We start from the raw sequence: 25,243 nt of genomic DNA, 5'->3' as shown, positions 1-25,243 counted from the left end.
ATCATTTATTTGATTTCCCGTACCGGCAGGCAGATTCGCCTGCCGGTGCTTTTTTGTGATCCGGCATATGCAAAGATAACTAAATTTTCTTTTGTTCCCAGGGACAACAGGCTACACTTGCGAAAAAAATTAAGCTTACACCTGTAAGCTGAAAATTATTCCATAACATGAAACCGTGCAGTCTGACGGCTCAGTAAAGGAAACGCGTGTGACAACAACAAATTTGCATCACTATCATTTAGTGACGCGGCTGCAACAGCAGAAACAGCGCCGGGGTGACCAAATCGCACTGCGACAGTGGTGTGAACAGGGTCAGCATATCGATTTTACCTGGCAGCAGGCCGGGACGTTCAGTGAAAATCTGGCGGAAGCCCTGCTGGCTGAAGGGGTTGAGGTTCAGGAAAATGTCGCCATTTTCTCGCACAACAGCGCCCTGTGGACATTAACCGACCTGGCGATTCTCCAGTGCCGCGCCATTGTGGTGCCGCTCTATGCCACCAGCAGTGATGACCAGGCGGCCTATATTCTCAATGATGCGCAGGTGCGCATCCTGTTCGTGGACGGTCAGAAACAGGCGGAAATTGCACTGTCGCTGCTCGCCCTCTGCCCGTCCCTGCAGAAAATCATCATTATGAACCCGGAAAATACGGCGATCCCGTCGCATCCGGCAGTCTGCACACTGCGTCAGTTTATGAACGGGCATAACGGCAGTTATGCCTCAGCGCTGCGTCAGCGCATTGCGGATTGCTCTCTTGATGATCTTTTTACCCTGATTTATACCTCCGGAACCACCGGTGAGCCGAAAGGCGTGATGCTGGATTACCGCAATATGGCGGCTCAGCTTTATCTGCATGATGAACGGCTGACGCTGACTGAAAATGATATTTCACTCTGCTTCCTGCCGCTGACGCATGTTTTTGAGCGCGCCTGGAGTTTCTATGTGATGCACACCGGCGCACTGAATGTCTATCTCAGTGATACCAATCTGGTGCGCAAAGCCATGGTGTCGGTGAAACCGACCGTGATGTGTGCGGTGCCGCGTTTCTATGAGAAAGTGTTCAGTGGTATTTACGAAAAAGTGGCACAGGCGCCGTGGTATAAACGGGCGTTATTCCACTGGGCGGTGCGCACCGGTAAAAAGACCCTTGATGCACAGCAGCGTGGTGATAAACCGTCATGGCTGGCCGCGCGGTGTGATCAGTTCGCACAGAAAAAAGTGCTCGGCAAACTGCGTGATGTGCTCGGCGGCAACGTCCGTTTCTTACCGGCAGCGGGTGCGCGGCTGGATGATGAGATTATCCGCTTTTTCCTCGCTGTCGGTATTAACATCAAATACGGCTACGGCATGACGGAAACCTGTGCCACGGTATCCTGCTGGGAAAACAGCGGTTATCAGCTCGGCTCTATCGGTGTGCCGCTGCCGGACGTGGAAGTGCGTATCGGTGAGGAAAACGAGATTCAGGTGCGCGGGCCGGTCGTGATGCGCGGCTATTACAATAAGCCGGAAGAGACCCGTCAGGCCTTTACTGATGACGGCTGGCTGCGGACCGGTGATGCCGGTGCGCTGGATGAGCAGGGCAATCTGTTTATCACCGAACGTCTGAAAGATCTGATGAAAACCTCCAACGGCAAATATATTGCGCCGCAGATGCTGGAAGGCACACTGGGACAGGATCGCTTTATTGAGCATATCGCCGTGGTCGCCGATGCGCGTAAGTTTGTCTCTGCACTGATTGTGCCGTGCTTTGACACTCTGGAAGAGCATGCCCGGGCGCTGAATCTGAAATACTATGACCGGATGGAACTGCTGAAAAACAGTCAGATTGTGGCGCTGTTTGAAAGCCGTCTGAAAGAGTTGCAGAAAAATATCGCTGCCTTTCATCAGGTCAAACGTTTCACACTGCTGCCGCAGAATTTCTCCATGGAGCTCGGTGAGCTGACACCGACCCTGAAACTGCGCCGTAAAGTGATCGCTCAGCGCTATCAGCGCGAAATTGAGTCCATGTATACGGACTGATTGATGTCCCTGACGGCACTGCCGGTTTCCTGTGCAGTGCCGTTTTTATATCCCGCCGGTTTTTCCCTCACTCTCAGTGAACTCTGCTTTGTGATCTGCTGCTGCAGGTATGATCATCTGCGGATCATGACATTTCCTTTATTCCTGTGGTTTTCCGCTTTTTGCTTCCCGAAAAACGCATTTGCCAGCACTGTCATTTTATCGTTATGTTAATCCTCAGATAACTAAAAACAGACAAACACATCACTTGCAGTTACAACCCGCAATCACGGGCAGGAGAGCATTTATGGAGAGGTTGACAGGGGCAGAAATGATCGTGCGCTCCTTAATTGATGAGGGCGTATCACACGTATTCGGCTATCCGGGCGGTGCTGTTCTGGATATTTACGATGCACTGCATACCGTGGGCGGTGTCGGGCATATTCTGGTGCGCCACGAGCAGGCCGCTGTGCATATGGCGGACGGCTATGCCCGTGCGACCGGCAAAACCGGCGTGGTGCTGGTCACTTCCGGCCCGGGGGCGACTAATGCCATTACCGGTATTGCCACCGCGTATATGGATTCGGTGCCGCTGGTGGTGTTGTCCGGTCAGGTGGCGAGTGCCCTGATCGGCAACGACGCCTTCCAGGAAGTGGATATGGTGGGGATCTCCCGCCCGGTCGTGAAGCACAGTTACCTGGTACACGATGTCGCGGATATTCCCGCCACCATCAAAAAAGCGTTTTATCTGGCACAAACCGGACGTCCCGGGCCGGTGGTGATTGATTTTCCGAAAGATATTGTCCAGCAGCAGCATGAATACAGCTACCCGTCACGGATCAGTCTGCGCTCGTATAACCCGACCGGCGCCGGTCACAAAGGGCAGATCAAACGCGCCCTGATCACACTGATGCAGGCAAAACGCCCGGTCATGTATATCGGCGGCGGAGCCATCAGTGCCGGATGCAGCCCGGAGATTTTCACCCTTGCGGATAAACTGCGTCTGCCGGTGGCGCTTTCCCTGATGGGGCTGGGCGCGTTTCCGGGCACTCATCCGCAGTGTGTCGGTATGCTGGGTATGCACGGGACATATGAAGCAAACAATACCATGCATCACAGTGATGTGATTTTTGCCGTCGGTGTCCGTTTCGATGACCGGACCACCAATAACCTGGCGAAATACTGCCCGCAGGCAACGGTCATTCATATCGATGTCGATCCGGCGTCTATCTCCAAAACCGTGGCAGCAGATATTCCGATTGTCGGTGATGCAAAACTGTGTCTCGCGCAGATGCTGTTACAGCTGGAATCGCTGACCGATGAGCAGGATCCGGATGCGTTGTGCGACTGGTGGCGGCGTATTGATCAGTGGAAAGCGAAACAGTGTCTGACCATTGATGAGAGCGGGGAGAAAATCAAGCCACAGACCGTGATCCGCACCCTGTGGGAACTGACCGGCGGGAAGGCCTATATCACCTCGGATGTCGGTCAGCACCAGATGTTTGCCGCGCTCTATTATCCGTTTGATGAACCGCGCCGCTGGATCAACTCCGGCGGGCTGGGCACGATGGGCTTCGGGTTACCGGCGGCACTGGGTGTCCGGCTGGCGAAACCGGATGATATGGTGGTGTGTGTCACCGGGGACGGCAGCATTCAGATGAATATTCAGGAGCTTTCCACGGCATTACAGTTCGGGCTGCCGGTGCTGGTGCTTAATCTGAACAACCGGTTCCTCGGTATGGTGAAGCAGTGGCAGGATATGGTTTATCACGGCCGTCATTCGCACTCTTATATGGACTCACTGCCTGATTTTGTCCGTCTGGCAGAGGCGTACGGGCATGTCGGTATCAGTATCAGTGATAAAACCACGCTGCGCGAACAGCTCGCGGAGGCACTGCGCATTGTCCGCGAAGAGAAGCGGCTGGTGTTCGCCGATGTGATGGTGGATGAGAAAGAGCATGTTTATCCGATGCAGATCCGCAACGGCGGGATGGATGAAATGTGGTTAAGCAAAACGGAGAGGACCTGATCATGCGCCGGATTCTGTCAATCTTATTAGAAAACGAAACAGGGGCATTATCCCGTGTGGCAGGGCTTTTTTCCCAGCGCGGGTATAATATCGAAAGTATCACCGCAGCCCCGACGGATGACCCGTCACTGTTCCGCCTGACCATCCAGACCAAAGGGGATGCGCGGGTGCTGGAGCAGATTGAAAAACAGCTCAATAAGCTGGTGGATGTGTTCCGTGTCACAGAACTGACTTCTGCCTCTCACATTGAACGTGAGGTGATGCTGGTGAAACTGCAGGCCAGCGGCTACGGGCGGGATGAGGTCAAACGCAGTACCGATATCTTCCGCGGACAGATTGTGGATGTGACTGCGACGCTCTATACCGTGCAGCTGACCGGCACCAGTGAAAAGCTGGATGCCTTCCTGGATGCGGTGCGCGGCTTTGCCGAAATTGTGGAGATTGCCCGTTCTGGTATCGTCGGGATGTCGCGCGGTGACAAAATAATGCGGTGAAATATTCGTGGTGAAAGGGTAAACTGATTGCTCTTCTTATTGGCCCGTTGTTCGGGCCGTTTCCTGATTTGTAAGGGGTTAACGTGAAACTGGATGAAATCGCCCGCCTTGCCGGTGTGTCGCGCACGACGGCCAGTTATGTCATCAACGGAAAAGCAAAACAATATCGTGTGAGTGACAAAACTGTCGAAAAAGTGATGGCGGTGGTTCGTGAACATAATTACCATCCGAATGCGGTGGCTGCCGGTCTGCGTGCAGGCCGTACCCGCTCAATCGGACTGGTGATCCCGGATTTGGAGAACACCAGCTACACCCGCATCGCAAATTATCTGGAGCGCCAGGCGCGCAGCCGGGGTTATCAGCTGCTGATTGCCTGCTCCGAAGACCAGCCTGACAATGAAATCCGTTGTGTGGAACACCTGTTACAGCGTCAGGTGGATGCGATTATCGTTTCCACCGCACTGCCGCCGGAACATCCGTTCTATCAGCGCTGGGCAAACCGCTCGCTGCCGATTGTCGCGCTTGACCGCGCACTGGAAAATGAGCACTTTATCAGTGTGGTCGGGGATGACTTTGAGGATGCCAAAATGCTGGCCGCTGAACTGCGTCAGTTCCCGGCAGAATCGGTAGTTTATCTCGGCGCGTTACCGGAACTTTCCGTCAGTTTCCTGCGTGAGCAGGGGTTCCGTGAAGCCTGGGAAGGCGATGCCCGCAAGGTGAATTTCCTGTATGCCGACAGTTATGAGCGTGATGCTGCCGCCAAAGCGTTCGATAGCTGGCTGGAAAGCAACCCGATGCCGGATGCGCTGTTTACCACGTCATTTGCTCTGTTACAGGGTGTGATGGATGCCACGCTGGCCCGCAGCGGCCGTCTGCCGGGGCAACTGGTGATCGCAACCTTCGGTGATCATGAACTGCTGGATTTCCTTGAGTGTCCGGTACTGTCTGTGGCGCAGCGTCATCGTGATATTGCTGAGCGCGTGCTGGAGCTGGTGCTGGCGAGCCTGGATGAAAAACAGAAACCGGCAGCGGGTATCACCCGGATCCGCCGTGATCTGTGCCGCCGCGGCAGTCTGAGCCGCCGGTAAGATTCAGACCATAAAATAATTATTTTTCCTGATACCTGTACGGAAACGTATAGGTATTTTTGTTTAGTTTGTACGAAAACAGATGAAAAACTCTTTTTGAGAGGAATCCTAAGATTTTTTTTTCAATTCTGCCGATTGACAGAAATTGACAATTTTCACAGAACGCCTGTTTTTCCTCCGTAAATACACTTATTTTGATTAAGGATTTACACCACAGAATATCCTCCGTTCAGTTTTGTGACCGTTATGCTATTGATAAACTGAATATTAAATTTTCAAATAGTAAATAATCACGAGCTGTAACAGAAAGTAACAGCACAGATGACCGGCACAAAAAGACGGAAATGCGGTGGATGGTGGTGATTTTTTATCCTGAAAGTGAGCGATACCTCGCAAAAATGCATCTTTCTTTCGTCAGATTCGGTATAATTTGCCCCGGTTAGCCGAGTGTGTATTATGTGAATTTTTTTCTGATTTGAATCAGTGTGTTATCTCACTTCTGTTCCCTGAAGTAAAAAATCCCATATTTTCTCACCCCTTTATTCCCCGAGAACGGAAACGAAACCTTGTCAGCGCTGGCTTGACAAGCTTTTCGTACCATTCGTAAACTCTGTTGGTGGGAAATTGTGGGTGAAAGTGGTAATTCAGGGCAAAACTGAGCGGAGAAACGAATGTTTCGCGGGGCAACACTGGTTAATCTTGACAGCAAAGGGCGCATAACCGTACCGGCACGGTACCGGTCGCTGCTTGCTGAAAAGTCGGAAGGTCAGATGGTCTGCACTATCGATCTCCACCAGCCGTGCCTGCTGCTTTACACTTTACCGGAATGGGAACTGATCGAACTGAAGCTGGCTCAATTGTCCACCATGGATCCCACAGAGCGCCGTGTTCAGCGCCTGTTACTGGGCCATGCCACGGAATGCCAGATGGACAGTGCGGGACGTCTTTTGTTAGCCGGTACACTGCGCACACATGCGCGGTTAACCAAAGAAGTCATGCTGGTCGGGCAGTTCAATAAGTTTGAGCTGTGGGATGAGCAGACGTGGTATCAGCAGGTACAGGATGATATTGCTGCCGGGCAGACGGCATCCGGACCTTTATCCGCCCGGTTACAGGATTTATCACTTTAAATGGCAGAGAGTCAGTTTCAGCATACCAGTGTTTTACTGGATGAAGCCGTTAACGGATTACAGATCCGTGAAGACGGCATTTATATCGACGGCACATTCGGCCGGGGCGGGCACTCCCGCCTGATTTTATCAAAACTCGGTCCGCAGGGGCGTCTGATCGCCATTGACCGGGATCCGCAGGCGATTGCCGCGGCGGCACAGATTGACGACCCGCGTTTTTCCATTATTCACGGCCCGTTTTCCGGTATCGCCGGTTATGTGAATGAGCTGGAACTGGGCGGACAGATTAACGGCGTTCTGCTCGATCTCGGGGTGTCTTCCCCGCAGCTGGACGATGCGGAGCGCGGGTTCTCCTTTATGCGTGACGGGCCGCTGGATATGCGCATGGACCCGACGCGGGGGATTTCCGCCGCACAGTGGCTGACTGAAGCCAAAGAAGACGATATTGCGTGGGTGCTGAAGAATTTCGGCGAAGAGCGTTTTTCAAAACGGATTGCCCGCGCGATTGTTGAACGGAACAAGACCGAAGAGCCGCTGACGCGGACAAAACAGCTGGCGGAACTGATCGCCGCCGTGTCGCCGGTGAAAGAAAAACATAAGCATCCGGCGACCCGCAGCTTCCAGGCGATCCGCATCTATGTCAACAGCGAGCTGGATGAAATCCGCCAGGCGCTGACCGGCGCACTGAGTATTCTGGCTCAGGGCGGTCGTTTATCGGTCATCAGCTTCCACTCGCTGGAAGACCGGATTGTGAAACAGTTTATGCGCAACGAAAGCCGCGGACCACAGGTGCCGCACGGATTACCGCTGACGGAAGAACAACTGAAAGCACACGGTACACCGGCGCTGAAACTGGCCGGGAAAATGAAACCGTCAGAGCAGGAAATCAGTGTTAACCCGCGTGCCCGCAGTTCAGTGCTGCGCTTTGCGGAGAAAGCATGACCACAGAACGGCACAATTTAGCCCGTGTTATTTGTCGTGACCTGCTGCGCCACGGATTTATCCCTGCGATTTTATTTATTGCAGTGATCGTCAGCGCGATTTTTGTGGTCATCACGGCACATAAAACACGTCTGCTGACCGCAGAGCGGGAACATCTTGTGCTGGAGCGTAACTCGCTGGATATCGAATGGCGTAACCTGATTCTGGAAGAGAACGCCCTGGGGGATCACAGCCGTGTCGAGCGCCTGTCCGTTGAGCGTCTCAGTATGCAGCATGTGGATCCGGCAAACGAAAAAATTGTCGTAACAAAATGACGAAGGCATGAAAAGCAGAAAAGCAGCAGCCAAAACGCAGGGCGGTGCCCGTATCAAACGTCCGGAAGAAAAAGCCAGTTTTATCAGCTGGCGTTTTGCGTTGTTATGCGGCGGTATCGGGCTTGCCCTGGCCGCACTGCTGATCCGGGTCGCGTATTTACAGATTATCAACCCGGACATGCTGGTCAAAGAGGGCGACATGCGCTCGCTGCGCGTCCAGGAGATCCCGACCGCACGCGGCATGATCAGCGACCGTATGGGGCGTCCGCTGGCGGTCAGTGTACCGGTGAATGCGGTCTGGGCTGATCCGAAAGAGTTAGCCGACAAAGGCGGGGTAGGGGATGACACCCGCTGGCGCGCACTGTCCGAAGCGCTGAATATTCCGCTCGACCAGGTGAAAAGCAAAGTCACGGCGAACCCGAAAGGCCGTTTTGTCTATCTGGCGCGTCAGGTGAACCCGACTATCGGCGATTATGTGAAAAAACTGAATCTGCCGGGAATTTATTTACAGGCAGAATCAAAACGGTATTACCCGTCCGGCTCCGTCACTGCTCACATCATTGGTGTCACCAATATTGATGATGAAGGGATTGAAGGGGTTGAGAAAAGCTTTGACCGCTGGCTGACCGGGGTTCCGGGACAGCGGACAGTCCGCAAAGATCGCGGCGGCCGTGTTATCGAAGACACCATCGCCCGTGAAAGTCAGGCCGGACATAATCTGACACTCAGTATTGATGAGCGTTTACAGGCGCTGGTATACCGCGAAATCAGCAGTGCAGTGGCACTGAACAAAGCGGAATCCGGCACGGCGATTCTGGTGGATGTGAATACCGGGGAGATTCTGGCGATGGCGAACAGCCCGTCCTATAACCCGAACAACCTCCAGGGCACGCCGAAAGATGCCATGCGTAACCGCGCTATCACCGATATTTTTGAACCGGGCTCGACGGTAAAACCGTTGGTGGTGATGACCGCACTGCACAACAACATCATCAAACCGAACAGCGTGGTGAATACCTATCCGTACCGGATCAGTGGTCATGAAATCAAAGACGTGGCGCGTTATGCCGAACTGACCATCACCGGTATTTTACAGAAGTCGAGTAACGTAGGTGTCTCAAGACTTGCGTTAGCGATGCCCGCTCAGGAACTCGTGGACGTCTATTCGCGTTTCGGGCTGGGAAAACCGACCAATCTGGGGCTGGTCGGAGAAAGCAGTGGCATATATCCAAGTAAAAAAACACGGTGGTCTGAGCTTGAAAGGGCCACCTTTTCTTTCGGTTACGGGCTGATGGTAACACCGTTACAGTTAGCGCGTGCCTATGCAACAATCGGCAGTTTCGGGATTTACCGCCCGCTGTCCATCACAAAAGTGGATCCGCCGGTGCCGGGCACCCGTGTCTTCCCTGAGCCGGTGATGAAAACCGTGGTTCAGATGATGGAAAGTGTTGCGTTACCGGGCGGCGGCGGAACGCGCGCTGCGATCAAAGGGTACCGCGTGGCGATTAAAACCGGGACCGCAAAAAAAGTGGGCGATGACGGCAAATACGTGAACCGTTATATCGCTTACACCGCCGGGGTTGCACCGGCAAGCCGTCCGCGTTTTGCACTGGTTGTGATTATCAACGACCCGCAGGGCGGCAAGTATTACGGGGGTGCGATCTCCGCACCGGTATTCGGTGCCATCATGGGCGGTGTTCTGCGGACAATGAATGTGGAACCCGATGCGCTGACACCGGAAGAACAATCTAATGAAGTGGTTATTACTAAACCAAAAGAGGGTACAAGTGGCAGATCGTAATTTGCGCGATTTACTCGCGCCGCTCGGTGTTGATGCACCGGCTAAGGCGTTACGTGATATGACCCTGGACAGCCGCAAAGCGGCTGCCGGTGATCTGTTCCTGGCGGTTAAAGGCCACCAGTCTGACGGACGTCACTACATTCCTCAGGCCATTGCCCAGGGTGTGGCTGCCGTGGTCGCGGAAGCGGATGGCGCAGCAGAAGACGGCAGTGTGCAGGTTCTGCATGGCGTACCGGTGGTTTATCTCAGCCACCTGAATGAAAAATTATCCCGTCTGGCCGGTGAGTTCTATCACCATCCGGCGGAGCGTCTGAAACTGATCGGCGTCACCGGGACTAACGGTAAAACCACCACCACCCAGCTGCTGGCGCAGTGGACTCAGGCGATGGGCGAAACCAGTGCCGTGATGGGGACGGTCGGGAACGGGTTGCTTGGTCATGTGATCCCGACGGAAAACACCACCGGCTCAGCCGTCGATATCCAGCTCGAACTGGACAAACTGGCGAAGAAAGGTGCCACGGTGGCGGCAATGGAAGTCTCCTCTCACGGGCTGGTTCAGAGCCGTGTGGCTGCACTGCCGTTCCGGGCGGCTGTCTTTACTAACTTAAGCCGTGATCATCTCGATTACCACGGTGATATGGCGAATTATGAAGCTGCCAAATGGCTGCTGTTCTCAACCCATCACAGCGAACAAAAAATTATAAATGCGGATGATGAGACAGGGCTGAAATGGCTGGCAAAACTGCCGGAAGCGGTCGCCGTCACAATGGATGACAATCTGCCGGCTGACTGGCAGGGGCGTTTCCTGAAAGCCGTTTCGGTGGATTACCATGACAGCGGGGCGCACATCACCTTTACCTCAAGCTGGGGTGACGGTGAACTGGATAGTCCGCTGATGGGCGCCTTTAACGTCAGCAACCTGCTGGTGGCAGCAGCAACACTGCTGGCACTGGGTTATGACCTGAACGCGCTTCTGAGCAGCGCAGCGGCGTTAACGCCAGTCTGCGGCCGGATGGAAGTTTTCACGGCGGATAACCGGCCAACGGTTGTTGTCGATTATGCTCACACCCCGGATGCGCTGGAAAAAGCACTGAGTGCGGCGCGTCTGCATACCAAAGGCAAACTGTGGTGTGTCTTCGGCTGCGGCGGTGATCGCGACAAAGGTAAACGCCCGCTGATGGGGGCCATTGCCGAGCAGGAATCCGATGTGGTGGTGATCACCGATGATAACCCGCGCAGCGAAGAGCCGCAGGCGATTATCAATGACATTATGGCCGGGCTGGTTGATACCTCCCGTGCTCTGCCGATCCCGGGCCGTGCGGAAGCGGTCACCTTTGCGGTGATGCAGGCAAAACCGGATGATGTGGTGCTGGTGGCCGGAAAAGGGCATGAGGATTATCAGCTGGTCGGCAACCGCCGTCTGGACTACTCCGACCGCCTGACCGTCGCCCGCCTGCTGGGAGTCATCGCATGATCCCGTTCTCCCTCGCTGATATCGCACAACTGACCGCCGGGGAGCTTATCCTCAGCGGTCACGCGGCATCAGAACGGATTGAGAGTATCACCACGGACAGCCGCACTGTCGGTGAACGTGCGCTGTTTATCGCTCTGGCCGGTGAACGTTTTGATGCGCATGATTTTATTGCGGATGTGGCAGCGAAAGGTGCCGCCGCTGTCCTGGTGAACCGCCGTATGGACGTGAACTGTCCGCAGATTATTGTTAACGATACCCGTCTTGCGCTGGGCGCGGTGGCGAAAGGCAACCGTGACCGCAGTCAGGCAAAAGTGGTCGCACTGACCGGGTCTTCCGGCAAAACGTCTGTTAAAGAGATGACCGCTGCGATTTTACAGCAGGCAGGTGAAACCCTGTTTACCGCCGGTAATTTTAATAATGATATCGGCGTGCCGCTGACATTGCTGCGCCTGACAGAAAAACATCAGTTTGCGGTGATTGAGCTGGGTGCCAACCACACCGGTGAAATCGCCTATACTGCCGCCATGACGCACCCGCAGACCGCGCTGGTGAATAACCTGTTTGCCGCCCATATCGGCGAGTTCGGTTCCGCAGACGCCATCGCGCAGGCAAAAGGGGAAATCTTCACCGGCCTGACTGATGAAGGCACCGCGATCATCAATCTGGAAAGCAATGATGTCACTCACTGGCAGGCCCACCTGACGCCGCGTCAGACCCGCTGGTGTTTCTCCGTTGATCCGCATCCGCAGGCCGATTTTTACGCGGCTGATGTGGTGATAAATCCGCTGACCACCGATTTTACCCTGCACACACCGGCAGGCAGCACTGCTGTCACACTGCCGCTGCCGGGCCGTCATAATATTGCTAATGCTCTCGCGGCAGCGGCACTGGCACTCTCTGCCGGGGCGACACTGGCGGATATCCGCAGTGGCCTGGCGCAGACCCGTGCTGTTCCGGGGCGGTTATACCCGGTTGAGCTGGCACCGGGTAAATTGGTGATTGACGACACCTACAATGCCAATGACGGCTCAATGATTGCCGCAATCCGTGTGCTGGCACAACTGCCGGGTTATCGTGTGCTGGTTGCCGGGGATATCGGCGAACAGGGCGGTTACGCCGAAGAGAGTCACCGCAGAGTCGGGCAGGCTGCCCGTGATGCCGGGCTGGATGCGGTGTTCACCGCAGGTCAGTTCAGTCATTTTATCAGTGATGAGTGCCAGGGACGCCATTTCGCTGACAAAACAACCCTCATTGCTGCGCTGGCACCGCTGGTGGCACAGCATTCATCAATTTCAATATTAGTTAAAGGTTCACGCAGCTCCGCAATGGAAGAAGTTGTGCACGCCTTGCAGGAGAATGTCCCATGCTGATTTGGCTGGCTGAGTATCTGGTGCAGTTTCACACTGCGTTTAACGTCTTCTCTTACCTGACGTTCCGCGCCATCGTCGGCCTGCTGACCTCGCTGATTATCGCATTATGGATGGGGCCGCATGTGATTGCCTATCTCCAGAAAATGCAGATTGGTCAGGTTGTCCGCAGCGAAGGACCGGAATCACACTTCAGCAAGCGCGGTACCCCGACCATGGGCGGCGTGATGATCCTGTTCTCCATTGCCATTTCTGTTCTGCTGTGGGCGCGTCTGGACAACCCGTATGTCTGGTGTGTGCTGCTGGTGCTGATTGGTTACGGGATTGTCGGGTTTATCGATGACTACCGTAAAGTAGTGCGCAAAGACACCAAAGGGCTGATTGCCCGCTGGAAATATTTCTGGCAGTCCGTGCTGGCACTGATCGTGGCATTCAGCATGTATGCCATCGGCAAAGACACGCCGGCGACCGAGCTGGTGGTACCGTTCTTTAAAGATGTGATGCCGCAGCTGGGTGTGCTGTATATCCTGCTGGCGTATTTTGTGATTGTCGGCACCAGTAATGCGGTCAACCTGACGGACGGTCTCGATGGCCTCGCGATTATGCCGACCGTCTTTGTGGCTGCCGGTTTTGCGCTGGTGGCGTGGGCGACCGGTAACGTGAATTTCGCCCATTATCTGCATATCCCGTATCTGCCGCATGCCGGGGAACTGGTCATTGTCTGCACCGCGATTGTCGGGGCAGGGCTGGGCTTCCTGTGGTTTAACACCTATCCGGCCCAGGTCTTTATGGGGGATGTCGGTTCACTGGCACTCGGCGGTGCGCTGGGTACCATTGCTGTTCTGCTGCGCCAGGAATTCCTGTTGCTGATCATGGGCGGTGTGTTCGTGGTGGAAACGCTGTCGGTGATTTTACAGGTCGGCTCCTTCAAATTACGCGGTCAGCGTATTTTCCGGATGGCACCTATTCATCACCATTATGAATTAAAAGGCTGGCCTGAACCAAGGGTTATTGTCCGCTTCTGGATTATCTCCCTGATGTTAGTGCTGATCGGTCTGGCGACACTCAAGGTACGTTAATCATGACGAATTATCAGGGGAAAGACATTGTGATTGTCGGGCTCGGTTTAACCGGGCTTTCCTGTGTGGACTTTTTTCTGTCGCGCGGCGTCACGCCGAAAGTGATGGATACCCGCACCTCCCCGCCCGGCATCGATAAGCTGCCGGACAGCGTTCAGTATCATTGCGGTGGTTTTGAAGCGCAGTGGCTGCTGGATGCCGACCTGATTATCGCCAGTCCGGGAGTGGCGGTCAGTACCCCGCAACTGCAGGCAGCGGCACAGGCCGGTGCGGAAATTATCGGCGATATCGAATTATTTGCCCGCGAAGTGACAGTGCCTGTGGTGGCGATCACCGGCTCAAACGGCAAAAGCACCGTAACCTCCCTGGTGGGGGAAATGGGACGCTGTGCCGGTCTGCGTACCGGTGTCGGCGGTAATATCGGCCTGCCGGCACTGGAACTGCTGAAAGACGATTACGATCTCTGTGTGCTTGAGTTATCCAGTTTTCAGCTGGAAACCACGTTCAGCCTGAAAGCGGCAGCCGCCACGGTTCTGAATGTCACGGAAGATCATATGGATCGCTATCCGCAGGGTCTGGAACAGTACCGTGCGGCAAAACTGCGTGTTTATCACGACGCAGCCGTTTGTGTGTATAACGCGGAAGATGCACTGACTCAGCCGGGCTGTGATTGTGACCGGTCTGAATATGTCAGCTTCGGCGTCGAAACCGGGGATTACTGGCTGGATACCGATGAGCAGTCACTCTGTTTCTGCGGCGGGAAAATTATCAGCTGCAATGAGATGATCCTGCACGGTCAGCACAACTACTGTAATGCCCTGGCAGCCCTGGCACTGGCAGATGCGGTCAATATCCCGCGTGAAGGTGCTCTGAAAGCACTGCGCACATACAGCGGCCTGCCGCACCGTTTTCAGCTGGTGCACGAATCAGCCGGGATCCGCTGGATTGATGATTCCAAAGCAACCAACGTCGGCAGTACCGAAGCGGCGCTGAACGGCCTGCAGGTGGACGGCTTTCTGCATCTGCTGCTCGGCGGTGACGGTAAATCAGCGGATTTCTCACCGCTGCTGCCGTACCTGAGCGGTGAAAAAATCCGTCTTTACTGCTTCGGGCGTGACGGCGCACAGCTGGCGCAGCTGCGTCCGGATGTCTCTCTGCTGACAGACACCATGGAGCAGGCCATGCGGGCGCTGGCACCGTCACTGGCTGCGGGGGATATGGTGCTGTTATCACCGGCCTGTGCGAGCCTGGATCAGTTCCGTAATTTTGAAGAGCGCGGGCGTGAGTTTGCCCGTCTGGCACGGGAGTTAGCGGCATGAAATTCCCCGGATCACAGCGTTTTAAAAACTGGATGATCGGCGAGCGTAACGGCGAGTTCAGTACGGTCGTGATGTATGACCGGACACTGCTGTGGTTTGCACTGGGACTGGCCGCGATTGGCTTTGTGATGGTGACTTCCGCCTCCATGCCGGTGGGGCAGCGTCTGGCGGATGATCCATTCTATTTTGCCAAGCGTGACGGCGGCTTCTTAATTTTTGCTTTTATTATCGCTGCGGTGATTATGCGTTTCCCGCTGGAAATGTGGCAGCGCTACAGCACATTACTGCTGATTGGTACGATCGGCGGGCTGATTGTGGTACTCGGCGTGGGCAGTTCCGTCAACGGGGCATCACGCTGGATAGCGATCGGGCCGATGCGTATTCAGCCTGCGGAAGTCTCGAAACTGGCACTGTTTGTTTATCTCGCGAGTTATCTGGTGCGCAAGGTGGATGAAGTCAGAAATAACTTCTGGGGATTCTGCAAGCCGATGGGTGTAATGTTTGTGCTGGCGGTGTTACTGCTGTTACAGCCGGACCTCGGTACCGTGGTGGTGCTGTTTGTCACCACACTGGCACTGCTTTTTCTCGCCGGTGCCAAAATGTGGCAGTTTATCGCGATTATCGGCGGCGGTGTCGCGGCCGTGGTACTGCTGATTATCGCCGAACCTTACCGTATGCGCCGTGTGACCTCGTTCCTTGATCCGTGGGAAGATCCGTTCGGCAGCGGTTACCAGTTAACACAATCACTGATGGCCTTCGGGCGCGGTGATTATTTCGGTCAGGGGCTGGGCAATTCCATCCAGAAAATGGAATACCTGCCGGAAGCCCACACTGACTTTATTTTTGCCATCCTCGGTGAGGAACTGGGGTATTTCGGCGTGATCCTGGTGCTGCTGATGGTCTTTTTTGTCGCCTTCCGTGCCATGGTTATCGGTCGCCGTGCGCTGATGATCGACCAGCGTTTTGCCGGTTTTCTGGCCTGTGCCATCGGCATCTGGTTCAGCTTCCAGGCCCTGGTTAACGTCGGTGCCGCCTCCGGTATGCTGCCGACCAAAGGGCTGACACTGCCGCTGATCAGTTACGGCGGTTCGAGTTTAGTGATTATGACCGTAGCCATTGCCTTGCTGCTGCGGATTGATTTTGAAACACGCCTGGCGAAAGCCCAGGCATTCTCAAGGAGAGCGCGATGAGTAATAAAGCCCCCCGTCTGATGGTGATGGCCGGTGGTAGTGGCGGACATGTCTTTCCGGGGCTTGCGGTTGCGCACTATTTACAGAGTCAGGGCTGGGAAATCCGCTGGCTGGGTACCCGCGACCGGATGGAAGCTCAGCTCGTGCCGAAACACGGCATTGATATCGATTTTATTGAGATTACCGGTCTGCGCGGCAAAGGCGTAAAAGCGTTGCTCACCGCGCCGTTCCGTATCGCGAAAGCGATAAAACAGGCGAAAAAAATCATGCGTGATTACCAGCCGGATGCGGTACTCGGTATGGGCGGATTTGTCTCCGGCCCCGGCGGCGTGGCGGCGTGGCGTTGTGGTATTCCGGTGATCCTGCATGAGCAGAACGGTGTTGCCGGGCTGACCAACGGCTGGCTGTCGAAAATCGCCACCACGGTATTACAGGGATTCCCGGGCGCGTTCCCGCAGGCTCCGGTGGTCGGTAACCCGGTGCGTGAGGATATCCTCACTCTGCCGTCGCCGGCAGAACGGTTTGCCGGGCGTGAAGGGCCGATCCGCATTCTGGTGATCGGCGGCAGTCAGGGCGCGCGTATCCTGAACCAAACCCTGCCGGAAGTGGCCGGGATTATGGGGGATGCTGTCTGTATCCGTCATCAGGCCGGAAAAGGCAGTGCGGAAAGCACACAGGCGTTGTATAACACGCAGAATGCGTCAGACAGTGTGACTGTCACAGAATTTATTGATGACATGGTTGAAGCTTATACCTGGGCGGATGTGGTTATCTGCCGCTCCGGGGCGCTGACCGTCAGTGAGATCGCGGTGGTCGGGCTGGGCGCGATTTTTGTGCCGTTTCAGCATAAAGACCGCCAGCAATACTGGAATGCGCTGCCGCTGGAACAGGCGGGCGCGGCGGTTATCATGGAACAGCCGTCCTTTAACGCACAGGCGGTGGCAGAGCAGCTGCGTGAGTGGGACAGACCACGCCTGCTGACCATGGCGGAAAAAGCACGGAGTGTCGCGATTACCGATGCCACCAAACGGGTGGCGGATGCAATTATTGCGGCAGCAAAAAAACACTAACGAATTGATATAGCGAAGAAATAAAGTGAATACACAGCAATTGGCGAAATTACGATCCTTCATTCCGGAAATGAAACGTGTCCGGCACATCCACTTTGTCGGCATCGGCGGTGCCGGTATGGGCGGCATAGCGGAAGTGCTGGCGAACGAAGGTTATGAGATCAGCGGGTCTGATCTGGCGCCGAATGCGGTAACAAAACAGCTGACTAATCTGGGCGCGACGATTTATTTCAATCACCGTCCGGAAAACGTGGCAGACGCCAGTGTGGTGGTGGTATCCACCGCCATTTCAGCGGATAACCCGGAAATCGTGGCGGCACGTGAAGCCCGTATTCCGGTGATCCGCCGCGCGGAAATGCTCGCGGAACTGATGCGCTTCCGTCACGGTGTGGCGATTGCCGGCACGCACGGCAAAACCACCACCACGGCGATGATTTCCGGTATTTACGGTCGCGGCGGCCTGGATCCGACCTTCGTCAACGGCGGGCTGGTCAAAGCCGCCGGTGTGCATGCACGTCTCGGCTCAAGCCGTTATCTGATTGCGGAAGCGGATGAAAGTGATGCCTCTTTCCTGCACCTGCAGCCGATGGTCGCCGTGGTCACGAATATCGAGCCGGATCACATGGATACTTATCACGGTGATTTTGAAACCCTGAAAGACACCTTTGTGAACTTCCTGCATAACCTGCCGTTCTATGGCCTGGCGGTGGTATGTATGGATGATGCGGTGATCCGTGACATCGTGCCGCGCATCGGTCGTTATGTGATTACGTATGGTTTTCATGAGGATGCGGATGTCCGCATCACAGATTTTGAACAGCGTGGTTCGCAGTGCTTCTTCACGGTTCAGCGTGAGAATCTGCCTGATCTGACGGTGGAACTGAATGCCCCGGGCCGTCACAACGTGCTGAATGCCACGGCAGCGATTGCGGTCGCGACAGAAGAGGGAATTCCGGATGAAGACATTCTGGCCTCTCTGCGTGAATTCCAGGGGACCGGACGCCGTTTTGACTTCCTCGGTAACTTCCCGCTGGAGCACGTCAACCAGAAAGAAGGCAGTGTGATGCTGGTGGACGATTACGGCCATCATCCGACCGAAGTGGATGCGACCATCAAGGCGGCAAGAGCAGGCTGGCCGGATAAGCGGATTGTGATGGTTTTTCAGCCGCACCGTTATACCCGTACCCGCGACCTGTATGAGGATTTTGCCAACACGCTGGATCAGGTCGATATCCTGCTGATGCTGGATGTGTATGCCGCCGGTGAACCGGCTATTCCGGGGGCGGACAGCCGTTCACTGTGCCGCACAATCCGCCAGCGCGGCAAACTGGATCCGATTCTGGTCACCGAACCGGGCAAAATTGCAGCGGTACTGGCACAGGTTCTTGAAGATAATGATTTAATACTGGTTCAAGGTGCCGGAAATATCGGTAAAATAGCGCGTACATTGGCTGACACAAAATTACGGCCGGTTTTGAGTGAGGATAATTAAGAATGACTGAAAAAGTCGCGGTACTGATGGGCGGAACATCCGCAGAACGTGAAGTCTCTCTGGCTTCAGGTGCGGCGGTGCTTGCCGGTTTAAAAGAAGCCGGTATTAATGCATTCGGGGTGGATACCAAAGAATATCCGGTGACCCGTCTGAAGGAAGACGGTTTTACCAAAGTCTTTATCGCGCTGCACGGCCGCGGCGGAGAAGACGGTACATTGCAGGGCTGCCTGGAGCAGATGGGGCTGCCGTACACCGGAAGTGGTGTGATGGCCTGCGCCCTCTCTATGGATAAGCTGCGTACCAAACAGCTGTGGGCAGGCGCAGGACTGCCGATTGCCCCGTATTTTGCCATCAGTGCGGCCCGTTTCGCGCACATCAGTGATGAAGAATTACAGCAGGGGGTGGCACCGCTGGGTTATCCGCTGATTGTCAAACCAAGCCTGGAAGGCTCGAGTGTCGGGATGTCCAAAGTGGATAATGCGCAGGCGCTGCGTCCGGCGCTGGAAGAAGCGTTCAGACACGACAAAGACGTGCTGGTGGAAAAATGGCTGAGCGGCCCGGAATTCACCGTGGGTTTCCTCGGAGAGCAGATGCTGCCGTCTATCCGCATTCAGCCGGCGGCAGTGTTCTACGACTACGAAGCCAAATATATTTCTGATGACACACAATATTTCTGCCCGGGCCTCGAAGGGGCACGCGAAACAGAAATCCGTGAGCTGGCAAAAGCCGCTTACAAAGCCGTGGGCTGTGAAGGCTGGGGCCGTGTGGATGTGATGCTTGACAGTGACGGGCAGTTCTACCTGCTGGAAGTGAACACCTCCCCGGGGATGACCAACCACAGTCTGGTGCCGCAGGCGGCACGCCAGGCTGGTATGAGCTTCTCCGCTTTTGTGGCGAACGTTCTGGCACTGGCGGACTGATATGTCACAGGCTGCACTGAATATGCGTGAACCGGAACCGGATCCGGAGTATGAGGGTTCACGTCCCAGTAACGGCACATACCTTGCCGGGCTGCTGTTTTTCCTGATGGTGCTGGGAACGCTGGTCTGGGGTGGTCTGATGGTGCTGAACTGGATGAAAGATGCAGACCGTCTGCCGATGTCAAAACTGGTATTAACCGGTGAGCGCCATTACACGACCAATGACGATGTGCGCAAAGCGGTATTATCCCTCGGGACACCCGGCACGTTTATGACACTGGATGTCAATGACGTGCAGCAGCAGCTGGAACGGATCCCGTGGTTACGTCAGGTCACTGTGCGCAAACAGTGGCCGGACGAATTAAAAATTCATCTGGTCGAGTATGTGCCGTATGCACGCTGGAATGACTCACAGATGATAGATGACGCCGGGCGGGTCTTCAGCCTGCCGGCGGAGCTGACAGAAAAAGATTCTTTCCCGATGCTCTACGGGGCGCAGGGCAGTGAACAGGATGTTCTGAGCGGGTATCGTGAAATGGCGCAGCAACTCAGCGGGGCGGGACTGAAAATCAAATCAGCTTCCATGTCACCGCGTCATGCCTGGCAGCTGGTGCTGGATAATGACATCCGGGTTGAACTCGGACGGCTGGATACCCGGGGGCGGTTACAGCGTTTTACCGAACTGTATCCGACCCTGGCACAGGAACAGAACAAACGGGTTGATTATGTCGATCTCCGCTATGACAGTGGTGCTGCGGTCGGCTGGGCGCCATTGCAGATCGATCCTTTCGCAAACGGACATTAAGACATAACAGGTAAAGAAGGCGGGCAGAATAACAATGATCAAAGCAACGGATAGAAAATTAGTCGTCGGCCTCGAAATAGGCACCGCCAAAGTATCTGCGCTTGTTGGTGAAATTCTGCCGGACGGTGTGGTGAACATTATCGGTGCGGGCAACTGCCCGTCACGCGGAATGGACAAAGGCGGCGTCAATGATCTGGAGTCGGTGGTGAAATGCGTTCAGCGTGCTATCGACCAGGCGGAACTGATGGCGGACTGCCAGATTTCATCAGTCTATCTGGCGTTATCCGGTAAACACATCAGCTGCCAGAATGAGATCGGTATGGTACCGATTTCAGAAGAGGAAGTGACCCAGGAAGATGTGGAGAATGTGGTTCACACGGCGAAATCTGTCCGTGTCCGCGACGAGCACCGTGTTCTGCATGTGATCCCGCAGGAATATGCCATTGATTACCAGGAAGGCATTAAAAACCCGGTGGGATTATCCGGTGTGCGGATGCAGGCAAAAGTGCATCTGATCACCTGTCATAACGACATGGCCAAGAATATTGTCAAAGCCGTTGAGCGTTGCGGGCTGAAAGTGGATCAGCTGATTTTCGCCGGTCTGGCATCAAGCTTCGCGGTTCTGACAGAAGATGAGCGTGAGCTGGGTGTCTGTGTGGTGGATATCGGCGGCGGCACAATGGATATGGCGATTTACACCGGCGGCGCACTGCGTCACACCCGTGTTATCCCGTATGCCGGGAATGTGGTGACCGGCGATATCGCATATGCTTTCGGTACACCGCCGAATGATGCGGAAGCGATTAAAGTCCGTCACGGTTGTGCGCTGGGGTCTCTGGTCAGCAAAGACGAAACCCTGGAAGTGCCGAGTGTCGGAGGGCGTCCGCCGCGCAGCTTACAGCGCCAGACATTAGCCGAAGTGATTGAGCCGCGTTACACCGAATTACTCAATCTGGTTAATGACGAAATTTTGAAAGTACAGGAACAATTACGTCAGCAGGGTGTCAAACACCATTTGGCCGCTGGTATCGTGCTGACAGGTGGTGCGGCTCAGATTAACGGACTGGTTGAGTGCGCCCAGCGTGTTTTCCATACACAGGTTCGTATCGGACAACCGCTTAATATAACCGGCTTAACGGACTATGCGCAGGAACCGTATTACTCTACAGCGGTAGGGTTGCTGCATTACGGAAAAGAATCTCACCTGGTCGGCGATACCGAGACAGAAAAACGTGCCTCGGTGAGCAGTTGGTTTAAAAAATTAACTGGCTGGCTCAGAAAAGAATTTTAATTTGTACTAAGGCTGGCGATAATAAGCGCCGGGCCATAATAAGAAAGGCACAAAACGGAGAGAGATTATGTTTGAACCGATGGAATTGACCAACGACGCGGTGATTAAAGTCATCGGCGTCGGCGGGGGCGGCGGTAACGCTGTTGAGCATATGGTCCGTGAACGCATCGAAGGCGTTGAATTCTTCGCTGTGAATACGGACGCTCAGGCGCTTCGTAAAACCGCCGTCGGCCAGACTATTCAGATTGGTAACGGGATCACCAAAGGCCTGGGTGCGGGTGCAAACCCGGAAGTGGGCCGTAACGCGGCGGAAGAAGATCGCGAAGCGCTGCGCAATGCACTCGACGGTGCGGACATGGTCTTTATCGCAGCCGGTATGGGCGGCGGTACCGGGACCGGTGCGGCACCTGTTGTTGCTGAAGTTGCCAAAGAGCTGGGCATTCTGACCGTTGCTGTGGTGACCAAGCCGTTCAACTTTGAAGGCAAAAAACGCATGGCATTCGCCGAGCAGGGGATTACGGAGTTATCCAAGCATGTTGACTCACTGATCACCATCCCGAATGACAAGCTGCTGAAAGTATTAGGCCGCGGGATCTCACTGCTGGATGCCTTCGGTGCGGCTAACGATGTGTTACGCGGCGCGGTTCAGGGTATCGCAGAACTGATCACCCGTCCGGGCCTGATGAACGTTGACTTCGCGGACGTCCGTACCGTGATGTCAGAAATGGGTTACGCCATGATGGGTTCCGGCGCCGCACGCGGCGAAGACCGTGCGGAAGAAGCCGCCGAAATGGCGATTTCCAGCCCGCTGCTGGAAGATATCGACCTGTCCGGTGCCCGTGGTGTGCTGGTTAACATCACGGCGGGCTTTGACCTGCGTCTGGATGAGTTCGAAACCGTGGGTAACACTATCCGTGCATTTGCATCGGATAATGCGACCGTGGTTATCGGTACGTCTTTAGACCCTGAAATGAACGATGAACTGCGTGTGACTGTGGTCGCGACCGGTATCGGCATGGACAAACGTCCTGAAATCACGCTGGTAACCAATAAAGCGGTGCAGACCAACAACATGGAACATCGTTATGCACAAATGCAAAACAGCATGACCAGTATGGATGACAGCAAATCAGTGGCACAGGTTGTCAACGATTCGTCAGCGCAGAGCAATAAAGAACCGGACTATTTAGATATCCCGGCTTTCTTACGCAAACAGGCTGACTAAACCGAAAAGATTTGCATCTCCGCTTTTTGTGCTAAACTATCTCCCTTGTCATTAGTTTATAATGGCAGGGAGACAGTTAATCAAACGAGACAGACACGATGATCAAACAAAGAACATTAAAGCGTATTGTTCAGGCTACGGGTGTAGGTTTACACACCGGTAAAAAAGTTACGCTGACAATGCGTCCGGCACCGGCCAATACCGGGATCATCTATCGCCGTACTGATCTTAATCCGCCTGTCGATTTTCCGGCAGATGCGAAATCCGTGCGTGATACGATGTTATGTACTTGTCTGGTAAATGAAGACAACGTACGTATTTCCACGGTTGAGCATTTAAACGCCGCACTGGCCGGACTCGGCATTGATAACCTGGTTATCGAAGTCGATGCCGCTGAAATTCCGATTATGGATGGCAGCGCAAGCCCGTTCGTCTTCCTGTTACTGGATGCCGGTATTGAAGAACTGAACAGCGCGAAGAAATTCCTGCGTCTGAAAGAGACCGTCCGTGTTGAAGATGGTGATAAGTGGGCTGAACTCTCTCCGTTTAACGGTTTCAGCCTGGATTTCACTATCGATTTCAACCATCCGGCGATCGATTCCAGCACTCAGCGCTACGCGATGAACTTCTCTGCGGAAAACTTTGTCCGGGATATCAGCCGCGCACGTACCTTCGGGTTCATGCGTGATATTGAATATCTCCAGTCCAAAGGTTTATGTTTAGGCGGAAGTTTTGACTGCGCCATCGTGGTGGATGATTACCGCGTGCTGAATGAAGACGGCCTGCGTTTTGAAGACGAATTTGTCCGTCACAAAATGCTGGATGCTATCGGTGACCTGTTTATGTGCGGGCACAACATCATTGGTGCCTTTACCGCATTTAAATCCGGTCATGCACTGAATAACAAGTTACTTCAGGCTGTTCTGGCTAAAGAGAGCGCCTGGGAACTCGTGACATTCGAGAACGAAGCACAGATGCCGGTTGCATTCCGTGCACCGTCAACCGTACTGGCGTAATCAGGTCATGGCACCACAGCTTGTTGCCCTGACCCTGACACTCCTGTCACTGACGTTATTTGCCAAATAACCGTCTGCTTAATCTGCTGCACTGGTACTCTCTCCGGCCAGTGCAGCCAATTTCTCCAGTTTCTTCCTCAGTTTCTCCGGGCTTCTCTGCGCCAGCGCCCTCAGTGAACCGGCACTTTCCGCACTCAGTTTCCGTCCCAGCCCCGTTGTCTTTTGCCCTTTGAACACTGAATTGCTGCTTTTATCATCACCCGGTAACCCGGTTGACGATGATTTCATCAATGACGGATTGATTTTGATGTCGATAGCCGATAATGATGGTAAAATCTCCCGGCGCAGTGCAGAACGCAGCGCTGGAAGTTCGTAACGCAGCCGGGTCATCTGCGCGGCGTTAGAGACTTCCAGAATTAACAGTTGTTTGCGATAATTAGCCACGCGGCAATGTGGTTTGAGCATCGCGGGCAGCAGCGCCAGAACGGCGCGGTTGAGTTTAAGTAACACGACAGCACGCTGCTGAATACTTTTAAGGGTATTATTATCCTTAGTCCCGCTTTCCAGCAGGCTTTCAAGGGAAACTGGCTGACTGTCGCGCATCACATATACTCCGGATCTCGTGAGGGAAACACTATTTTAAATCTTTGGCGGCAATTTGGCAGGCGTTATTTCTGGTGCCATCTCTTTATCGGGATTGTGGCGACCGGTTTTGGCCTGCCTGCAGTCCTGAGTAATGGTGATGTTACCACAGCCGGTGCCGGGACAACACAAAACCGCCAGAGTCAGGCATTATCCGCCTTTGACAGCCTGTTCCTGCAAAGCAGCCAGCCGGCGAGAACCTCACAGAGCATCAATTACTGGCAGCAGCACGCTGTCCGTAATGTTATCCGCCAGATTTCCTTTGCGTTTTCCTGTCCGGAAGATGCCTCAAAAGATAATACCCCGGCAGAAGACCGGCATGATGGCGCCGCGCAAAATATGCTGGCGGCACTGTATGCCATTCTGACCGACTCCCCGGCACTGCCTGTTTATCATCCGGCTGTCATGCCGCAGCGCATTGCCGCAGATAACCCGTCCCCGTCTTTTTCGGTTCAGTGGATTGCCCGCACCGGCGGCATCCGTGCCGGTCCCGTACAATCAGCGTAGTCCCTCAACGACATTATTAACACATTCGATTATTAACAAGGCCTGATTGTGC

Annotated in this window: 22 protein-coding genes; 21 read left to right on the top strand and 1 reads right to left on the bottom strand. The window is 54.5% G+C overall.

The window, feature by feature from the left end; genetic code table 11:
* Positions 1 to 208: 208 nt before the first annotated feature.
* The 20 genes from N7387_RS02990 (at position 209) to lpxC (ending at position 24,042) form a co-directional block, all read left to right on the top strand.
* A complete protein-coding gene (locus tag N7387_RS02990; protein WP_279796736.1) occupies positions 209 to 2,017 on the top strand; it encodes a long-chain fatty acid--CoA ligase in 1,809 nt (602 codons plus the stop codon).
* A 286-nt stretch (positions 2,018 to 2,303) separates the two neighbouring features.
* Positions 2,304 to 4,025 (top strand): acetolactate synthase 3 large subunit, encoded by a 1,722-nt coding sequence (ilvI, locus tag N7387_RS02985; RefSeq protein ID WP_279796733.1) that lies wholly within the window; start codon positions 2,304 to 2,306, stop codon positions 4,023 to 4,025.
* A gap of 2 nt (positions 4,026 to 4,027) precedes the next feature.
* Positions 4,028 to 4,519 carry an acetolactate synthase small subunit gene (gene ilvN / locus N7387_RS02980; protein WP_262859487.1) on the top strand — a complete coding sequence of 164 codons (492 nt, stop codon included), beginning with the start codon at positions 4,028 to 4,030 and terminating at the stop codon, positions 4,517 to 4,519.
* An 83-nt stretch (positions 4,520 to 4,602) separates the two neighbouring features.
* Positions 4,603 to 5,607 carry a catabolite repressor/activator gene (cra, locus tag N7387_RS02975; RefSeq protein WP_262859486.1) on the top strand — a complete coding sequence of 335 codons (1,005 nt, stop codon included), beginning with the start codon at positions 4,603 to 4,605 and terminating at the stop codon, positions 5,605 to 5,607.
* A gap of 671 nt (positions 5,608 to 6,278) precedes the next feature.
* Positions 6,279 to 6,737, top strand: coding sequence for a division/cell wall cluster transcriptional repressor MraZ (gene mraZ / locus N7387_RS02970; RefSeq protein WP_004238452.1), 459 nt, complete (start codon positions 6,279 to 6,281; stop codon positions 6,735 to 6,737).
* Positions 6,738 to 7,679 (top strand): 16S rRNA (cytosine(1402)-N(4))-methyltransferase RsmH, encoded by a 942-nt coding sequence (gene rsmH, locus N7387_RS02965; protein WP_279796729.1) that lies wholly within the window; start codon positions 6,738 to 6,740, stop codon positions 7,677 to 7,679.
* Positions 7,676 to 7,993 (top strand): cell division protein FtsL, encoded by a 318-nt coding sequence (gene ftsL / locus N7387_RS02960; protein WP_004238454.1) that lies wholly within the window; start codon positions 7,676 to 7,678, stop codon positions 7,991 to 7,993. The genes rsmH and ftsL overlap by 4 nt, the downstream gene beginning before the upstream one ends.
* Before the next feature lie 7 nt (positions 7,994 to 8,000).
* Positions 8,001 to 9,794 carry a peptidoglycan glycosyltransferase FtsI gene (ftsI, locus tag N7387_RS02955; RefSeq protein WP_262859484.1) on the top strand — a complete coding sequence of 598 codons (1,794 nt, stop codon included), beginning with the start codon at positions 8,001 to 8,003 and terminating at the stop codon, positions 9,792 to 9,794.
* Positions 9,781 to 11,268, top strand: coding sequence for a UDP-N-acetylmuramoyl-L-alanyl-D-glutamate--2,6-diaminopimelate ligase (murE, locus tag N7387_RS02950; protein WP_279796724.1), 1,488 nt, complete (start codon positions 9,781 to 9,783; stop codon positions 11,266 to 11,268). Before ftsI ends, murE begins: the two co-directional genes overlap by 14 nt.
* Complete coding sequence (gene murF, locus N7387_RS02945; protein ID WP_279796722.1) at positions 11,265 to 12,638, top strand: UDP-N-acetylmuramoyl-tripeptide--D-alanyl-D-alanine ligase; 1,374 nt, start codon at positions 11,265 to 11,267, stop codon at positions 12,636 to 12,638. The genes murE and murF overlap by 4 nt, the downstream gene beginning before the upstream one ends.
* Entirely contained in the window at positions 12,632 to 13,714 is a 1,083-nt protein-coding gene (gene mraY / locus N7387_RS02940; RefSeq protein WP_262861440.1) for a phospho-N-acetylmuramoyl-pentapeptide-transferase, read from the top strand. The genes murF and mraY overlap by 7 nt, the downstream gene beginning before the upstream one ends.
* A 2-nt stretch (positions 13,715 to 13,716) precedes the next feature.
* On the top strand, positions 13,717 to 15,033 hold the full coding sequence (gene murD, locus N7387_RS02935; RefSeq protein WP_279796719.1) for a UDP-N-acetylmuramoyl-L-alanine--D-glutamate ligase: 1,317 nt from the start codon (positions 13,717 to 13,719) through the stop codon (positions 15,031 to 15,033).
* A complete protein-coding gene (ftsW, locus tag N7387_RS02930) occupies positions 15,030 to 16,223 on the top strand; it encodes a cell division protein FtsW (protein WP_262861438.1) in 1,194 nt (397 codons plus the stop codon). The genes murD and ftsW overlap by 4 nt, the downstream gene beginning before the upstream one ends.
* On the top strand, positions 16,220 to 17,293 hold the full coding sequence (gene murG / locus N7387_RS02925) for an undecaprenyldiphospho-muramoylpentapeptide beta-N-acetylglucosaminyltransferase (protein ID WP_279796716.1): 1,074 nt from the start codon (positions 16,220 to 16,222) through the stop codon (positions 17,291 to 17,293). The genes ftsW and murG overlap by 4 nt, the downstream gene beginning before the upstream one ends.
* A 25-nt stretch (positions 17,294 to 17,318) precedes the next feature.
* Positions 17,319 to 18,785 (top strand): UDP-N-acetylmuramate--L-alanine ligase, encoded by a 1,467-nt coding sequence (murC, locus tag N7387_RS02920; RefSeq protein WP_262863995.1) that lies wholly within the window; start codon positions 17,319 to 17,321, stop codon positions 18,783 to 18,785.
* A gap of 2 nt (positions 18,786 to 18,787) precedes the next feature.
* On the top strand, positions 18,788 to 19,705 hold the full coding sequence (locus tag N7387_RS02915; protein WP_279796713.1) for a D-alanine--D-alanine ligase: 918 nt from the start codon (positions 18,788 to 18,790) through the stop codon (positions 19,703 to 19,705).
* A gap of 1 nt (position 19,706) precedes the next feature.
* Positions 19,707 to 20,510: a cell division protein FtsQ gene (ftsQ, locus tag N7387_RS02910; RefSeq protein ID WP_262882190.1), complete on the top strand. Its 804-nt coding sequence runs from the start codon at positions 19,707 to 19,709 to the stop codon at positions 20,508 to 20,510.
* A gap of 34 nt (positions 20,511 to 20,544) precedes the next feature.
* Positions 20,545 to 21,801 carry a cell division protein FtsA gene (gene ftsA / locus N7387_RS02905; RefSeq protein WP_025152781.1) on the top strand — a complete coding sequence of 419 codons (1,257 nt, stop codon included), beginning with the start codon at positions 20,545 to 20,547 and terminating at the stop codon, positions 21,799 to 21,801.
* Between the two features lie 67 nt (positions 21,802 to 21,868).
* Entirely contained in the window at positions 21,869 to 23,026 is a 1,158-nt protein-coding gene (gene ftsZ, locus N7387_RS02900; RefSeq protein WP_025152782.1) for a cell division protein FtsZ, read from the top strand.
* A gap of 98 nt (positions 23,027 to 23,124) precedes the next feature.
* On the top strand, positions 23,125 to 24,042 hold the full coding sequence (gene lpxC / locus N7387_RS02895; protein ID WP_025152783.1) for a UDP-3-O-acyl-N-acetylglucosamine deacetylase: 918 nt from the start codon (positions 23,125 to 23,127) through the stop codon (positions 24,040 to 24,042).
* A 78-nt stretch (positions 24,043 to 24,120) separates the two neighbouring features.
* On the opposite strand, the gene N7387_RS02890 is transcribed toward lpxC, so the two are convergent.
* Positions 24,121 to 24,645 carry a DciA family protein gene (locus N7387_RS02890; protein WP_279796708.1) on the bottom strand — a complete coding sequence of 175 codons (525 nt, stop codon included), beginning with the start codon at positions 24,643 to 24,645 and terminating at the stop codon, positions 24,121 to 24,123.
* Between N7387_RS02890 and secM the strand changes: the two genes are divergently transcribed.
* Entirely contained in the window at positions 24,631 to 25,191 is a 561-nt protein-coding gene (secM, locus tag N7387_RS02885) for a secA translation cis-regulator SecM (RefSeq protein WP_347815225.1), read from the top strand. The two genes, N7387_RS02890 and secM, sit on opposite strands and share 15 nt — an antisense overlap.
* Positions 25,192 to 25,243: the final 52 nt, after the last annotated feature.

Source organism: Morganella sp. GD04133 (assembly GCF_029835375.1).
GTDB classification, from domain to species: Bacteria; Pseudomonadota; Gammaproteobacteria; order Enterobacterales; family Enterobacteriaceae; genus Morganella; species Morganella morganii_B.
This window is presented reverse-complemented; position numbering and strand designations above follow the sequence as displayed.

Bases quoted from the DNA above. Each gene is read 5' to 3' on its own strand.
- ilvI (WP_279796733.1), top strand. From the start codon at position 2,304: ATGGAGAGGTTGACAGGGGCAGAAATGATCGTGCGCTCCTTAATTGAT.
- ilvN (WP_262859487.1), top strand. From the start codon at position 4,028: ATGCGCCGGATTCTGTCAATCTTATTAGAAAACGAAACAGGGGCATTA.
- mraZ (WP_004238452.1), top strand. From the start codon at position 6,279: ATGTTTCGCGGGGCAACACTGGTTAATCTTGACAGCAAAGGGCGCATA.
- rsmH (WP_279796729.1), top strand. From the start codon at position 6,738: ATGGCAGAGAGTCAGTTTCAGCATACCAGTGTTTTACTGGATGAAGCC.
- ftsL (WP_004238454.1), top strand. From the start codon at position 7,676: ATGACCACAGAACGGCACAATTTAGCCCGTGTTATTTGTCGTGACCTG.
- ftsI (WP_262859484.1), top strand. From the start codon at position 8,001: ATGAAAAGCAGAAAAGCAGCAGCCAAAACGCAGGGCGGTGCCCGTATC.
- murF (WP_279796722.1), top strand. From the start codon at position 11,265: ATGATCCCGTTCTCCCTCGCTGATATCGCACAACTGACCGCCGGGGAG.
- mraY (WP_262861440.1), top strand. From the start codon at position 12,632: ATGCTGATTTGGCTGGCTGAGTATCTGGTGCAGTTTCACACTGCGTTT.
- murD (WP_279796719.1), top strand. From the start codon at position 13,717: ATGACGAATTATCAGGGGAAAGACATTGTGATTGTCGGGCTCGGTTTA.
- ftsW (WP_262861438.1), top strand. From the start codon at position 15,030: ATGAAATTCCCCGGATCACAGCGTTTTAAAAACTGGATGATCGGCGAG.
- murG (WP_279796716.1), top strand. From the start codon at position 16,220: ATGAGTAATAAAGCCCCCCGTCTGATGGTGATGGCCGGTGGTAGTGGC.
- N7387_RS02915 (WP_279796713.1), top strand. From the start codon at position 18,788: ATGACTGAAAAAGTCGCGGTACTGATGGGCGGAACATCCGCAGAACGT.
- ftsQ (WP_262882190.1), top strand. From the start codon at position 19,707: ATGTCACAGGCTGCACTGAATATGCGTGAACCGGAACCGGATCCGGAG.
- ftsA (WP_025152781.1), top strand. From the start codon at position 20,545: ATGATCAAAGCAACGGATAGAAAATTAGTCGTCGGCCTCGAAATAGGC.
- ftsZ (WP_025152782.1), top strand. From the start codon at position 21,869: ATGTTTGAACCGATGGAATTGACCAACGACGCGGTGATTAAAGTCATC.
- lpxC (WP_025152783.1), top strand. From the start codon at position 23,125: ATGATCAAACAAAGAACATTAAAGCGTATTGTTCAGGCTACGGGTGTA.
- N7387_RS02890 (WP_279796708.1), bottom strand. From the start codon at position 24,645: ATGCGCGACAGTCAGCCAGTTTCCCTTGAAAGCCTGCTGGAAAGCGGG.